Origin of the sequence: Nonomuraea sp. NPDC005730 (assembly GCF_040630865.1) — a bacterium.
Classification (GTDB): Bacteria; Actinomycetota; Actinomycetes; order Streptosporangiales; family Streptosporangiaceae; genus Nonomuraea.
The window spans coordinates 1-13,639 of sequence record NZ_JBEXYK010000046.1; the positions used below are offsets into that span (position 1 = coordinate 1).

Here is a 13,639-nt window from a genome sequence, read left to right on the forward strand (position 1 = left end):
GGCCGCGGGCCCGGCGGCGGCGCCCACGGCGCCCGGCCCCGCGCACGCCGCCTGGCGGGCCCGCGAGTCCTTCCCCGACGGCATCCTGTACGCCGACCTGCGCGAGACCACGGCCCCCTCGGCCGTCCTGGAGGACTTCCTGCGCTGGCTCGGCTGCCCGGCCCAGGCCATCCCGGCCGGGCTGGAGCAGCGCGAGCGCCTGTTCCGCACCTACACGGCCAACCGCCGCCTGCTGGTCCTGCTGGACAACGCCACCGGCGAGGCCCAGGTGCGCCCGCTGCTGACGTCCTGCCCGACGGTCGTGACCAGCCGCTCGTCCCTCGGCGGCCTGACCGGCGCGACCCGGCTGTCGGTCGGCGTGCTCGGCCGGGAGGACGCCCTGGCCCTGCTCGTGGCCGGCTCCGGGCGGCCCGCGGACGAGGCGCTGCACCGGCTGGCCCGCTTCTGCGGCAGCCTGCCGATCGCGCTGCGCATCGCCGCGTCCAGGCTGGCGGCCAGGCCCAACTGGACGGTGGACTACCTGGTCGGCCTGCTGCAGGACGAGCACAAGCGCCTCGACGGCCTGCACGCGGGCGACCAGGCCGTCCGCAGCGTGTTCGCGATCGGCTACGAGGGGCTGCCCGAGCCCGCCAGGCGCACGCTGCGCGGCCTGGGCGCCCTGTCGGCCCCCGACTTCGCCGACTGGCTCACCGACCGGCTCGGCGGCGGCGCCGAGGCCCTGGTGGACGCGGGCCTGCTGGAGACGCACGGCGTGGACGCGGCCGGCCAGGTCCGCTACCGGATGCACGACCTGACCCGGCTGTTCGCGCGCGAGCAGCCGGTGCCTGGCGTGCTGGGCGAGGTGGCCGAGCTCGTGCTGTCGCGGGTGCAGGCGTCGCGGTTCTCGCTGGTGTCGGGCGACCCGGGCACGGCCGTGGTGACCAGGGACATCAGGGAGTCGGTCGAGTGGCTGGACGCCGAGCGGCCGTTCCTGGTGAGCCTGGTGGCCGACCTGCACGCCGCCGGCCTGGACGAGCCGTGCTGGCGCCTGGCGCACCTGCTGGGGCCGTACCTGGAGCGCCATCGGTTCCTCGACGACTGGCGGGCGGTCTCGGGGCGGGCGCTGGAGTCCGCCCGGCGGGCCGGCGACGACCTGGGCGAGGCGCTCGTCCTGCTCGACCAGGGTGACCTGCACCTCGCCGAGCGCGACTGGGAGGCGGCCCACGAGCGGCTGCGGGTGGCGCTCGACATGTTCCAGCGCCAGGGCCGGGCCCGCGAGGTCAACCACACCCGGCGCCGCCTGGGCCGCGTGCACCTGGAACGCGACCGGCTGGAGGAGGCCGAGCGGGCGCTGCTGGCCTGCCTGGAGGCGGCCGACCATCAGCGGGACGCCGCCGACGCCGAACGCGTGCTCGGCGCGGTGCTGCGCCGCGCCGGCCGGCTGGAGGAGGCCGCCGTGCACCTCCTGGCAGCCGTCGGGCACCTGACGGAGCTGGGCGACCGCCACCGGCAGGCCGACACCCTGCTCGACCTGGCCGCCGTACGGCTGGCGCAGGGCGCCAAGCCCGACGCGAGGTCGGCCGCCGAACGTGCCAGGGGCATCGCCGTACGGCTCGGCGACCGCCTGCTGGACGCGTACGCGCTGCTGGCCCTGGCCCGGGTGAACCGGGCGGAGGGGGCCGCCGAGCGCGCCAGGGAGCTGGCCACGGCCGCCCTGGAGGTCTTCGACGAGACCGGCGACCGCCGGGCCGCGGCCAACGCCCGCGCCTTCCTGGCCACCCGCTGACCCGCCGCTCCGCCTTCTGCACCCCAACGCCCGCCGCGGCGGGTGTCCGGCTTGGTGACGAGTCCGTCGCGTCGGGTGGTGAGGGCCGAGGGCCCGGCTTACAGTGATCGTGTGGCCGATGACCTCAAGCCCGCCCGGACGGCGTCCGCGCGCCGCGGCGCCGCACTGGCCGTCGCCGTCGCGGCCGCCCTCCTCGTGCTCACCGTGATCATGCCCTGGGCCGGCATCGAGGCCCGCAGCGACCTGCTCGGCGGCGGCGTCTCCGACGACGTGCGCGGCGTCGACGTCAGCACGGGCCTCTACACGCTGCTCGCCGGGCTGGCCGCGCTGGCGCTCGGCGTCACGGGCCTGCTGGGCGGCCGGCCGCGCGTGGCGGCGCTGGCGGTGGTGCCGGGCGCGGTGGCCACGCTGCTGCTGGTGCTGTTCGTCGCCGACCCGCAGCGCGTCGGCGACCGGCTCTCCATCGACCTGGGCCGGCTGCTGTCGGTCGAGCCGGTCATCAGGTTCGGCTGGTTCGCCGCGCTGGCCTGCTCGGTCGCGATCGTCGTGCTGTCCGTGCTGGCCCTGGTACGCCGCGCGCGCTGACCGTCCGGCCCGGCCGGGTCACCGGCGGGGATCAGTCGAAGAAGCCGAGACGGCGCAGCTGCTTGGGGTCGCGCTGCCAGTCCTTGGCCACGCTGATCCGCAGGTCGAGGTAGACCCGCGTGCCGAGCAGCGCCTCGATCTGCTGGCGGGCCTTGGTGCCCACCTCGCGCAGCCGCTCGCCCTTGTGCCCGATGACGATGGCCTTCTGGGAGGGCCGCTCGACGAACATGTGGGCGTAGACGTCGAGCAGGTCGTCGCGGCCCTCGCGGGGCAGCATCTCGTCGACGACCACGGCGATCGAGTGCGGCAGCTCGTCGCGCACGCCCTCCAGGGCCGCCTCCCTGATCAGCTCCCCCACCAGCACCTGCTCGGGCTCGTCGGTGAGCTGCCCGCCCTCGTACAGCGGCGGCGACTCGGGCAGGTGCTCGATCAGCACGTCGCCCAGCACGTCGAGCTGCTCGCCCGACCGCGCCGACACCGGCACGACCGCCGCGAACTCGGCCACCTGCGACACCGCGAGCAGCTGCTGGGCGACCTGCTCCCGGCTCGCCAGGTCGCACTTGGTCACCACGGCGACCACGGGCGTCTTCTTCACCGCCGCGAGCTTGTCGGCGATGAAGCGGTCGCCCTTGCCGATCGGCTCGTTGGCCGGCACGCAGAAGCCGATCACGTCGACCTCGGTGAGCGTGGACAGCACCAGGCTGTCCAGCCGCTCGCCGAGGAGGGTGCGTGGCCGGTGCAGGCCCGGCGTGTCCACGATGACGATCTGGGCGTCGGGGCGGTGCACGATGCCCCTGATGACCCGCCTGGTCGTCTGCGGCTTGGACGAGGTGATCGCCACCTTGGCGCCGACCAGGGCGTTCATCAACGTGGACTTGCCGACGTTCGGCCTTCCCACGAAGCAGGCGAATCCGGCGCGGTGATTGTCTGGCGAAGTCACATTGTGCATTGTCGCTTATCAGCTGCCATGTTCACGCCACCAGGCGAACGCGTCGGGCAGCGCCAGGGGTGTCCAGGCCGGCGTCGTCAGGCCGCCGGCCTCGTGCTCGGTCACCCACCGGTAGCCGTTGATCTCCTCGCCGTCGGGGGTCGGCGTGCCGGAGGCGAGGGTGCAGGCGTACATGGCGATGACGTACGCCACCTCGTGGCCGTTGGGGTAGACCGTGCGGTACTCGGGGCCGCCGTAGACGCCGACCAGCCCGCGTACCTCGACCTCGATGGCCAGCTCTTCGCGCAGCTCCCTGACCACCGCCTCCTCGGGCCGCTCGCCGGGGTCGACGCCGCCGCCGGGCGTGGCCCACAGGCCGTCGTCGCCGTGCCGGGCCATCAGCACCCGCCCGGCGCGGTCGAAGACGCAGCCGTTGACCGACGGCAGCATGAGCAGGTCGTTGCCGATCTTGGCGCGCAACCGGGCCAGGAACGGCGACATGCCCACGTCAGGACCTCAGCATGCCGTCGGGACCGGCCACGAGCAGGGCCTTGACGCCCAGCTCGGCCGCCACCGCCTCGTCCGCCGGGGCCGGCTCGCCCGCCGTCACCAGCGCGACCGCCTCCAGCGAACGCGCGCCGCCGGAGACCGCCATGGCCACCGCGACCTGCACCGCCGACAGCGTCAGCGACGACAACGCGACGCCGGTCGCCGAGTACGTGCGCCCGGTCTCGTCGCGCACGGCGGCGCCCTCGGCGGCCTCGTTGCGCGCCCTGACCGCCCGCGCCAGAGTGATGATCTTGCTGTCTTCAGGATCGAGAGTCACGGGAACCAGGTTAGGCGGTGGACATCGACAGCAGGGCGGCGACCAGCTTCCTCGTCCGGTCCCGGTTCACGTCGCTCATGCCCGCGTGCACGACGGAGACCAGCGTGTCGCCGTCCCGCGACAGCACGACGTCGAGGGCGTACGGGTAGCCGTTCAGCCGTCCGCGCAACCGCGCCGCGGCGGCCTCGTCCCCGGAACGGACGGCGTCGCCGACGTCCAGCCTGCGGGCCCGCAGGGCGGTGCCGCCCGCCGTGCGGATCTCCCGGCACGACTCCAGGGCCTCGCTCAGGTCGTCGAACCGCGCCTCGGCCTCGTCGCCTGCGTACCGGGCCAGGCCGACGGCCGCCCGCTCCCCCAGGCCGTCCCCCTGGTAGCTGACCGCCGCCTGGCCGGTGAGCCCCTCCTGGGGCGCGTGCCCGGCCGCCACGTCGAGCGCGGACCTGCACGCCTGGTCCACCCGGCCGAACGGCACCCGCCAGGCCTGCTCAGGCCGTTGCGCGAAGCCGTCCGGCAGGCTCGGCCGCCGGTTGAGCACCTCACGGAGCTGGGCCATGGCCTGGGCGTCGACGACGGCCGCCACGCCCGCGCCGCTGCCGCCGCCCGCGCAGCCCGCCAGGGTCGCGGCCAGCAGCCCGTACACGATGATCCGCGCTTTCATGATTCCCCCTGGACCGCAGCCTCCCCCGGCGACGAATGCGGCAATCTCCGCAGAGTCTCCACCAAACGCAAAAAGGGTGCCCTCGCCCGGTTTCCAGACGAGAACACCCTTTACGCCGATCGACATCCTGGCCGGCTAGCTGGCCGGAACGTCGTCGTCCCCCCAGGAGCGCCCTCCGGCCGCGAACCCCACCCGGCGTTCGGACGCTTCCTCGTGACACCCACCGCACCGGGTGTCAGGTATGAGACTGCCGGACCCCACTTGCAGACGACTTGTAGAACGCTTGCGACATCTCCCCGCAAAGTGGGTCAGTCGCGCTCGGCGGCGGCCTGGGCGTCGTCCTCCTCGGACGGCGCTACCCGGCGGACGACGACCGTGCTGATGCGATTGCGCCGCCCGGCCAGGCTCTCGGCCGTCAGCTCCAGCCCCGCCACCTCCGCCTGCGACCCGGCGATCGGCACCCGGCCGAGCGCGTGGGCCAGCAGGCCGCCGACGGTCTCGACGTCGTCGACCTCGATCTCGGTGTCGAACAGCTCGCCCAGCTCGTCGACCGGCATGCGGGCGGTCACCCGCAGCGCGCCCTCGGACATGGTCTCCACGCGCGGGGCCTCCTGGTCGTACTCGTCGGTGATCTCGCCGACGATCTCCTCCAGGACGTCCTCGATGGTGACCAGGCCGGCGGTGCCGCCGTACTCGTCGATGACGATCGCCATGTGGATCTGCCGGGCCTGCATCTCGCGCATGAGCTGGTCGATGGGCTTGCTCTCCGGCACGTACGCGGCCCGCCGCATGATCGACTCGACCGTCTCCTTGCCGCCGCCCTCGCCCGACTCGTGGATCTTGCGGGCGATGTCCTTGAGGTAGGCGATGCCGATGACGTCGTCCTCGTTCTCGCCCACGACCGGGATGCGGGAGAAGCCGCTGCGCAGCGCGAGCGACAGCGCCTGGCTGATCGTCTTGCCGCGCTCGATGTAGACCATGTCGGTGCGGGGCACCATGACCTCGCGGACCAGCGTGTCGCCCAGCTCGAAGACCGAGTGGATCATCTCGCGCTCGTCCGGCTCGATCACCCGGCGCTCCTCGGCCAGGTCGACCAGGTCGCGCAGCTCGGCCTCGGAGGTGAACGGGCCGTCGCGGAAGCCCTTGCCGGGGGTCAGGGCGTTGCCGAGCAGGATGAGCAGCTTGGGCAGCGGGCCGAAGATGCGGGTCAGGCCGTAGACGACGGGCGCCCCGGCCAGCGCGACCGGCTCGGCGTGCTGGCGCCCCAGCGTACGCGGCATGACCCCGACGACGACGTAGCTGACCACGATCATGACGGCCGCGGCGGCCACGTAGGCCCAGCCCTGGTCGTGCATGAGATCGATGAACAGCAACGTGGCGATGACCGTGGCGACCAGCTCGCAGCTCAGGCGCAGCAGCAGGAGCAGGTTGAGGTAGCGGGGCGGGTCGGTGACGATGGCCTGGAGCCGTTCGGCCCCGCGCCGGCCCTCGCGCACGAACTCCTCCGCGCGCACCCTGGAGATGCGCGTCAGTGCCGTTTCCGCACTGGCGATCAGGCCACCGATGATCACAAGGGCGATGGCCCACAGCAACCAGGCGTTCACCGCGAGTCGCGCACCTCCTGCCAGGACTCGAGCAGCCGGGCCTGCAGCCCGAACATCTCCTTGTGCTCCTCGGGCTCGGCGTGGTCGTAGCCGAGCAGGTGCAGGATGCCGTGGGTGCACAGCAGCTCCAGCTCGGCCTGGGCGCTGTGCCCGGCCTCCTTGGCCTGCCTGGCCGCGACCTGCGGGCAGAGCACCACGTCGCCGAGCAGCGCCGGGTCGGCCGGGCTCTCCCCGTCGCCGCGCGCGCCGCCGCCGGGACGCAGCTCGTCCATCGGGAAGGCCAGCACGTCGGTCGGGCCGGGCTCGCCCATCCACTTCTCGTGCAGCTCGGACATGGCGTCTTCGTCGACCACCACGATGGACAGCTCGGCGAGCGGGTTGATGCCCATCTCGCCGAGCACGTGGGTGGCCAGCGCGACGAGGTTCTCCTCGTCGACGCCGACGCCGGACTCGTTGTTGATCTCGATGCTCACGGGCGTCGTTTCCCCCGGTGGATGGCCTTGGGCTCCTGGGCGGCCTGGGTGGCGTCGTAGCGCCCGTAGGCGTCGACGATGTCGCTCACCAGCTTGTGGCGCACGACGTCGGCGCTGGACAGGCGGGCGAAGTGGATGTCGGGGATGCCCTCCAGGATGTCCTGGACGACCCGCAGCCCGCTCACCGTGCCCGAGGGCAGGTCGACCTGGGTCACGTCGCCGGTGACCACGATCTTGGAGTTGAACCCCAGCCGGGTCAGGAACATCTTCATCTGCTCGGCCGAGGAGTTCTGGGCCTCGTCGAGGATGATGAAGGCGTCGTTGAGGGTACGGCCGCGCATGTACGCCAGCGGCGCGACCTCGATCGTGCCCGCGGCCATCAGCTTGGGGATCGAGTCGGGGTCGACCATGTCGTGCAGCGCGTCGTAGAGCGGCCGCAGGTAGGGGTCGATCTTCTCGTAGAGGGTGCCGGGCAGGAAGCCGAGCCGCTCGCCCGCCTCGACCGCCGGCCTGGTCAGGATGATGCGGTTGACCCGCTTCTCCTGCAGCGCGCGCACGGCCTTGGCCATCGCCAGGTACGTCTTGCCGGTGCCCGCGGGCCCGATGCCGAACACGATCGTGTGCTGGTCGATCGCGTCGACGTACCGCTTCTGGTTGACGGTCTTCGGCCTGATCGTGCGGCCGCGGGAGGACAGGATGTCGAGCGAGAGCACCTCGGCCGGACGGTCGGAGGTCATGCGCAGCATGGCGATGCTCCGCTCGACCGCGTCGGGCGTGAGCTCGCCCCCGCTGCGCAGCACCTCGACCAGCTCCTCGAACAGGCGCACGACCGCGCCGCTCTCGTCGGGGCTGCCGGTGACGGTGATCTCGTTGCCCCGCACGTGGATGTCGGCCCTGAAGGCGCCCTCGATGACGCGAAGCAGCTCGTCACGGGAGCCGAGGAGGCTGACCATCGGGTATTCGTCCGGAATCAGCACCTTGGCTTGAGTGCGCGAGGGAGGTGCCGTGCGTCGGGATTCATGTAGTTCGGACATGGGCAGGCCAGCGGCCTGATGCCTCCCGGTCTGTTCGGTGTTCTTCTCCGCCCATCGTATCCGGCACCAGGCTGATTGCTCGCGTCAATATCAGCCGGGCGGCCACGTGAGGTCACGCCCTCCGAGAACATGGGCGTGCACGTGGAAGACGGTCTGGCCGGCGCCGGGGCCGGTGTTGAAGACGACCCGGTAGCCCCCCTCGGCCACGCCGTCCTGGACGGCGACGGCGTGCGCGGCCTTGAGCACGTCGTCGGCGAGCCCGTCGTCGGCGGCCGCCAGGGACGCCGCGTCGGGGTAGTGCGCGCGCGGGATGACCAGCACGTGGGTCGGGGCCTGCGGATTGATGTCGCGGAACGCCAGCGCCCTGGCGTTCTCGTAGACGACGTCGGCCGGAATTTCCTTGGCCACGATTTTGCAGAAGAGGCAGTCGCTCACGGCAGTACCCTATCGAGAGCGACCGTTCGGCTGTCCGTTGCGAATCGGTAATCCGTGGTGTCGTGCGCCCGAAGATCCGCGCGGTTAGGGTTAGTGTGCGACACTTCAGAGCAAAAAAGATGATTCAGGGTCGGGCGAGCGCCACCTGGCGAGGAACACGACTGGGTAATGCACCCTAAGGAACCGGGGAAACCTTCAGAACCGGAAGAGAGTAAACCCTCTGGGAAGGCCGCGCGTCCCACTGATGTGACCACCGAAACCCTTCTGGCCGACAGGTCGATGGGGGCGGTGCCGGTCGGGTGGGATGCCGACATGGCCGTGACCGCGCTCTACAGCGCGCACTTCCGGTCATTGGTGCGTCTCGCGGTGTTGCTGGTGCGTGACATGGCAACCGCCGAGGAAGTCGTGCAGGACGCGTTCGTCGCCATTCACGGCGCCTGGCGCAGACTGCGCGATCCCGACAAGGCACTCGCTTACCTGCGTCAGTCTGTCGTCAACCGGTCCCGTTCCGTGCTGCGTCACCGCGCGGTCGTCGAGAAGTACGCACCCAAGGGCCTGCCGGACGCCCCGAGCGCCGAGAACGGCGCGATCGGCGAGCTGGAACGCTCCGCCGTCATCGAGGCGTTACGCGCCCTGCCGACCCGACAGAGAGAAGCACTGGTTCTGCGTTATTACGGAGATCTGTCCGAAGCTGAGATCGCCCACGCCATGGGCATCAGCAAGGGCGCGGTCAAGAGCCACACCGCCCGTGGAATGGCCGCGTTGCGGTCCGTCCTGGAGAAGATGTCATGACCCAGCCCCCCGACGAGTACGGCGACGTCCTGCGCCGTGCGCTCCGCGCGGAGGCGGACGCGGTCGTGCCCTCGCCGGAAGGTCTGCAGATCATCCGCGCCCGCATCGAGCGGCGCGGCCTCCGTAACCTGTTCTGGTGGCGTGCGGGCGCGGCGGCGGTCAGCGCCGTGCTGGTGGCGGGGACGATCGTGATGGTCGTTCCCGGGCTGCGCTCCCAGATCTTCGAGACGCCCGTCAAGGTGGTGGACAACTCGACCACCACCCCCGGCAACTCCTCGACCAGGCTGTCCACGCCGCCCAGGCCCGACAGTCACAGCGCCGAGCCGCCGCCCGCGGTGGTCGTGCCGCCGAGCCACAGCGAGACCCACCGGCCCTCGGAGGCGGCCAGGTCGACCAGGCAGCCCACGCCGTCGCCGACGCCGTCCTCGACGCCCTGCCCGAGCGGTGAGCCCGCCGGCGACCAGGAGTGCCCCGAGATCACCCCGACCCCCACGCCGACCCCGCCGGAGACGACCGACACGCCGACCTCGTGCCCCTCCGACGAGTGCCCGCCGGACGACACGCCCACCGGCCCGAGCGACCTGAGCAGCCCGCTGGTGGACGTGCCGCACACGACACCGTGAGAGCGCCCTGAGCCGGGCCTACCAGCGCCCGGTACGCGCGAGCAGCACGGCCGCCGCCGCCACCCCCGCCGTGGAGGTGCGCAGCACGGTGGGCCCGAGCAGCACGGGCACCGCCTCGGCCGCGGCGAACCTGCGCAGCTCCTCCTCCGAGACGCCGCCCTCGGGCCCCACGACGACGACGATGTCGCCGCCGGGCGGCAGCGCCACCTTCGACAGCGGCTCGGCGGCCTCCTCGTGCAGCACGAGCCCCAGCGCCGCGTCGGCCAGCAGCCCCTCGACCTGGGCGGTGGAGGCGAGCTCGGCCACCTCGGGCAGGTGGAACCGGCGCGCCTGCTTGCCGGCCTCGCGGGCCGTGGAACGCCACCGGCCCAGCGCCTTGGCGATCTTGTCGCCCTTCCACTGCGTGATGCTGCGCGAGGCGGCCCAGGGCACGATCACGTCGACCCCCACCTCGGTCATCATCTCGACGGCCAGCTCGCCCCTGTCGCCCTTGGGCAGCCCCTGGACGACCACCAGCCGCCGCGCGGGCGGCTCGACGGTGTAGCGGGCGAGCACGTCGAGCACGAGGCGGTCCTTGAACACCTCGCGCACCACGCACTCGGCGACGTCGCCCGCGCCGTTGGTCAGGTCGACCCGCTCGCCGGCGCGCAGGCGCCGCACGGAGGCCGCGTGCCGCCCCTCAGGGCCGTCGAGCGTCAGCTCGGCGCCGTCGAGGTCCTCGGCGAGGAACACGGGGACGGTCACGGGTGATCGTCACCTGCCGTTGAAGGCGTCACGCAGGCGGGAAAAAAAACCCTGCTGCCCCGGGGCGAACTTGCCCGGCGGCCGCTCCTCGCCGCGCAGCCTGGACAGCTCGCGCAGCAGGTCCTCCTGCGTCTGGTCGAGCTTGGTCGGGGTCTCGACGTTGACGTGGATGAGCAGGTCGCCCCTGCCGGACTCGTTGAGCCGCTGCACGCCGCGCCCGTACATGGTGATGACCTGGCCGGACTGGGTGCCGGGGCGCACGTCGAGCTCCTCGGAGCCGTCGAGCGTCTCGACGGCGAGGATCGTGCCGAGCGCGGCGGCCGTCATCGGGATCTGGACCGTGCAGTGGAGGTCGTCGCCGCGCCGCTCGAAGATCTCGTGCGCGCGCTCGACGATCTCCAGGAAGAGGTCTCCGGGCGGGCCGCCGCCGGGGCCGACCTCGCCCTCGCCGGCGAGCTGGATGTGGGTGCCGTCCTCGACGCCCGCGGGGATGCGGACCTTGATCGTACGGCGGGTGCGCACCCGGCCGTCGCCCGAGCACTCCTGGCAGGGGTGGCGGATGATGCTGCCGAAGCCGCCGCACTGGGGGCACGGCCGCGAGGTCATGACCTGGCCCAGGAACGAGCGGGTGACCTGGGAGATCTCGCCGCGCCCGTTGCACATGTCGCAGGCGTCGGGGTGGGTGCCGGGGGCCGCGCCGGCGCCGTGGCACACCTCGCACAGCACGGCGGTGTCCACGACCAGCTCGCGGGTGGTGCCGAACGCCGTCTCGCGCAGGTCGAGCTCGACCCTGATGGTGGCGTTGCGGCCCCTCCTGGCGCGCGAGCGCGGCCCGCGGGTGCCGCCCGCGGTGCCGAAGAAGGCGTCCATGATGTCGCTGAAGGGGAAACCCGCGCCGAAGCCGCCGGCGCCCGCGCCCGCACCCGCGCCGCCACCGAAGGGGTCGCCGCCCAGGTCGTACATCTGGCGCTTGTTCGGGTCGGACAGCACCTCGTAGGCCTGCGTGATCTCCTTGAACCGCTCCTGGGTCTCAGGATCGGGGTTCACGTCGGGGTGCAGCTCGCGGGCGAGGCGGCGGTAGGCCTTCTTGACCTCGTCCTGACTGGCGTCACGGCGCACCCCGAGGGTGGCGTAGTAGTCGCTGTTTGCCACTTATCGACCTCTTAAGATGCAGCCAGGATCTGGCTGACGTAGCGTGCCACCGCGCGTACGGCGCCCATCGTCACGGGGTAGTCCATCCTCGTGGGACCCAGCACGCCGAGCCGGGCCAGTTGGTTGTCGCCAGAACCGTATCCGGTTGCGACGATGGACGTGCCGCGAAGGTAGGGGTTTTCCGAGCCGATGCGCACGGTGAGCGCGGACGGGGTGTCTGTGGAAGTCTCGCCGAGCAACCGCATGAGCACGACCTGCTCCTCCAGCGCCTCCAGCACGTCGCGCAGGCCGGTGGCGAAGTCGGCGCCCGCGAGATTGGCCGCGCCGGCGAACACGATCTTCTCGTCATGGCGTTCGACGAGGGTTTCGAGCAGCACCGACAGGATCGTGGCCACGGCGGGCCGGTCCTCGGCGGGCAGCCGCTCGGGCAGGTCGGCGACCAGCTCGGGGACGTTGCCCAGCCCGCAGCCGTCGAGGCAGGAGTTGAGCACCGCGCGCAGATGGGCGATGCGGTCGTCCTCCACCACCTCGGGCAGCTCGATCACGCGCTGCTCGACGCGCCCGGTGTTGGTGATCAGCACGAGCATGACCCGCCGGTCGTGGAGCGGGACCAGCTCGACGTGCCTGACCGTGGAACGGGTCAGCGTCGGGTACTGCACGACCGCGACCTGCCTGGTGAGCTGCGCGAGCAGCCGCACGGTGCGGAAGACCACGTCGTCGAGGTCGACCGCGCCGGCGAGGAAGGTCTCGATCGCCCGCCGCTCGGCCCCCGACAGGGGCTTGACCTGCGAGAGCCGGTCGACGAACAGGCGGTAGCCCTTGTCCGTCGGCACGCGGCCCGCACTGGTGTGCGGCTGGGTGATGTAGCCCTCCTCCTCCAGAGCGGCCATGTCGTTCCTGACCGTTGCCGGGGAGACCTTGAGGTTGTGGCGCTCCGCGAGCGCCTTGGAGCCCACCGGTTCGTTGGTGGACACGTAGTCTTCGACAATGGCGCGGAGCACCGCAAGCTTCCGATCGTCGAGCACGTGCTCACCTCCTGCCTCTGCCTAACAGGGAAACGACAGGTCTAGCACTCCGTGTTCCCGAGTGCCAAGTGTACGGCTCTCGCCCACAAGGTGCGATAACACCAGGTCCCATCCTGTTGCTAGCGACTTACAAGCGACAGGCCTCACACTTGCCGCATGACCGACAATTCCCAGCCCCCGCAGTACGGACCGCCCCAGGGGCAGGGTCCCTACTACGGTCAGCCGAACCAGTACGGTCAGCAGCCGTACCAGCCCCAGCAGCACGGCCAGCCGCCCTACCAGCAACAACAGCCACCCGCCCAGTACGGCCCCCCGCCCCAGTACGGCCAGCAGAACCAGTACGCCCAGCCCGGCCAGTACGGCCAGCCCGACCAGTACGGCCCCCACAACCAGTACGGTCAGCAGCCGCAGTTCCCGGCCAGGATCGACGGCAAGGCGATCAAGCCGCGCCTGTGGTGGATCGCCCTCGTGTGGGCCGTCGCCGTCGTGCTGGGCGTCGTGGGCGTGGTCGTGTTCGCCGGTGGCGTGCTGAGCAGCGTCACGGACATGGCCCCGACGACCACGTTCGCGGCGGGCGAAAGCGTGAAGGTCGCGATCGACCCCGCCAAGCGCCCGGCCGTCTACATCGCCACCGACACGCGGGTCAACTACCAGTGCGAGATCTCCGGCGGCCCGGCCCAGGCCAGGCTGGTCAAGGTCTCCGGCACCCAGACGCTCAGCGCCGGCGGGACCACCTGGCAGGAGATCCTCGCCGTCAACGCCCCCGCCAAGGGCGACTACCAGCTGACCTGCGCCACGCAGGAGGAGTCGTCGGCCCGCTTCGGCGTGGGCCGTGACGTGCTCTCCGCGGCGGGCGGCGTGTTCGGCGGGGTCGCGGCGCTGTTCCTGTTCCCCGGCGCCGGCCTGCTCATCGGCATCATCGGCACCGTCGTCATCCTCGTACGGCGCAGCGGCGCGCGTAAGCGCCTTGCGGTCAGCGGGTGATTTGCTACGGT

15 protein-coding genes and 1 pseudogene are annotated in these 13,639 nt (G+C 71.9%); 5 read left to right on the top strand and 11 right to left on the bottom strand.

The features are described 5' to 3' along the window. Both ABZ444_RS36060 and ABZ444_RS36065 read left to right on the top strand, forming a co-directional pair. Positions 1-1,765 (top strand): annotated as a pseudogene (locus ABZ444_RS36060) (SARP family transcriptional regulator); the annotation flags it as partial. 111 nt (positions 1,766-1,876) lie between these two features. Beyond that, positions 1,877-2,350: a hypothetical protein gene (locus ABZ444_RS36065; protein WP_358007071.1), complete on the top strand. Its 474-nt coding sequence runs from the start codon at positions 1,877-1,879 to the stop codon at positions 2,348-2,350. Between the two features lie 31 nt (positions 2,351-2,381). Here ABZ444_RS36065 and era read toward each other — a convergent pair whose 3' ends face one another. The 8 genes from era to ABZ444_RS36105 form a co-directional block, all read right to left on the bottom strand. After that, positions 2,382-3,299 (bottom strand): GTPase Era, encoded by a 918-nt coding sequence (gene era, locus ABZ444_RS36070; RefSeq protein WP_358007074.1) that lies wholly within the window; start codon positions 3,297-3,299, stop codon positions 2,382-2,384. 9 nt (positions 3,300-3,308) lie between these two features. Then, a complete protein-coding gene (locus ABZ444_RS36075) occupies positions 3,309-3,779 on the bottom strand; it encodes an NUDIX domain-containing protein (protein ID WP_358007255.1) in 471 nt (156 codons plus the stop codon). A 7-nt stretch (positions 3,780-3,786) separates the two neighbouring features. Then, positions 3,787-4,113: a cytidine deaminase gene (locus ABZ444_RS36080; RefSeq protein WP_358007258.1), complete on the bottom strand. Its 327-nt coding sequence runs from the start codon at positions 4,111-4,113 to the stop codon at positions 3,787-3,789. Position 4,114: 1 nt separating this feature from the next. Beyond that, positions 4,115-4,762: a hypothetical protein gene (locus tag ABZ444_RS36085; RefSeq protein WP_358007077.1), complete on the bottom strand. Its 648-nt coding sequence runs from the start codon at positions 4,760-4,762 to the stop codon at positions 4,115-4,117. 308 nt (positions 4,763-5,070) lie between these two features. After that, the gene (locus tag ABZ444_RS36090) at positions 5,071-6,366 is read right to left on the bottom strand and encodes a hemolysin family protein (protein WP_358007080.1); all 1,296 of its coding nucleotides are present in this window, start codon (positions 6,364-6,366) and stop codon (positions 5,071-5,073) included. Next, on the bottom strand, positions 6,363-6,839 hold the full coding sequence (gene ybeY / locus ABZ444_RS36095; RefSeq protein WP_358007083.1) for an rRNA maturation RNase YbeY: 477 nt from the start codon (positions 6,837-6,839) through the stop codon (positions 6,363-6,365). The genes ABZ444_RS36090 and ybeY overlap by 4 nt, the downstream gene beginning before the upstream one ends. After that, positions 6,836-7,873: a PhoH family protein gene (locus ABZ444_RS36100; RefSeq protein ID WP_352352470.1), complete on the bottom strand. Its 1,038-nt coding sequence runs from the start codon at positions 7,871-7,873 to the stop codon at positions 6,836-6,838. The genes ybeY and ABZ444_RS36100 overlap by 4 nt, the downstream gene beginning before the upstream one ends. A gap of 90 nt (positions 7,874-7,963) precedes the next feature. Beyond that, positions 7,964-8,308 (bottom strand): histidine triad nucleotide-binding protein, encoded by a 345-nt coding sequence (locus ABZ444_RS36105; RefSeq protein WP_357985324.1) that lies wholly within the window; start codon positions 8,306-8,308, stop codon positions 7,964-7,966. A gap of 279 nt (positions 8,309-8,587) precedes the next feature. On the opposite strand from ABZ444_RS36105, the gene ABZ444_RS36110 reads away from it, so the two are divergent. Both ABZ444_RS36110 and ABZ444_RS36115 read left to right on the top strand, forming a co-directional pair. Beyond that, positions 8,588-9,100 (top strand): SigE family RNA polymerase sigma factor, encoded by a 513-nt coding sequence (locus ABZ444_RS36110; RefSeq protein WP_049573205.1) that lies wholly within the window; start codon positions 8,588-8,590, stop codon positions 9,098-9,100. Beyond that, positions 9,097-9,723, top strand: coding sequence for a hypothetical protein (locus ABZ444_RS36115; RefSeq protein WP_358007086.1), 627 nt, complete (start codon positions 9,097-9,099; stop codon positions 9,721-9,723). The genes ABZ444_RS36110 and ABZ444_RS36115 overlap by 4 nt, the downstream gene beginning before the upstream one ends. A gap of 18 nt (positions 9,724-9,741) precedes the next feature. Here the strand turns inward: ABZ444_RS36115 and ABZ444_RS36120 are convergent, their stop codons facing one another. Genes ABZ444_RS36120 through hrcA form a run of 3 tightly spaced genes read right to left on the bottom strand, consistent with a single transcriptional unit; the run spans position 9,742 to position 12,644 of the window. Beyond that, the gene (locus ABZ444_RS36120; RefSeq protein WP_358007089.1) at positions 9,742-10,467 is read right to left on the bottom strand and encodes a 16S rRNA (uracil(1498)-N(3))-methyltransferase; all 726 of its coding nucleotides are present in this window, start codon (positions 10,465-10,467) and stop codon (positions 9,742-9,744) included. A gap of 9 nt (positions 10,468-10,476) precedes the next feature. Continuing rightward, a complete protein-coding gene (dnaJ, locus tag ABZ444_RS36125; RefSeq protein WP_358007092.1) occupies positions 10,477-11,619 on the bottom strand; it encodes a molecular chaperone DnaJ in 1,143 nt (380 codons plus the stop codon). Positions 11,620-11,630: 11 nt separating this feature from the next. Then, positions 11,631-12,644 (bottom strand): heat-inducible transcriptional repressor HrcA, encoded by a 1,014-nt coding sequence (gene hrcA, locus ABZ444_RS36130; protein ID WP_358007095.1) that lies wholly within the window; start codon positions 12,642-12,644, stop codon positions 11,631-11,633. A gap of 156 nt (positions 12,645-12,800) precedes the next feature. Between hrcA and ABZ444_RS36135 the strand changes: the two genes are divergently transcribed. Next, a complete protein-coding gene (locus tag ABZ444_RS36135) occupies positions 12,801-13,628 on the top strand; it encodes a DUF456 domain-containing protein (RefSeq protein ID WP_358007102.1) in 828 nt (275 codons plus the stop codon). Positions 13,629-13,639 lie beyond the last annotated feature (11 nt).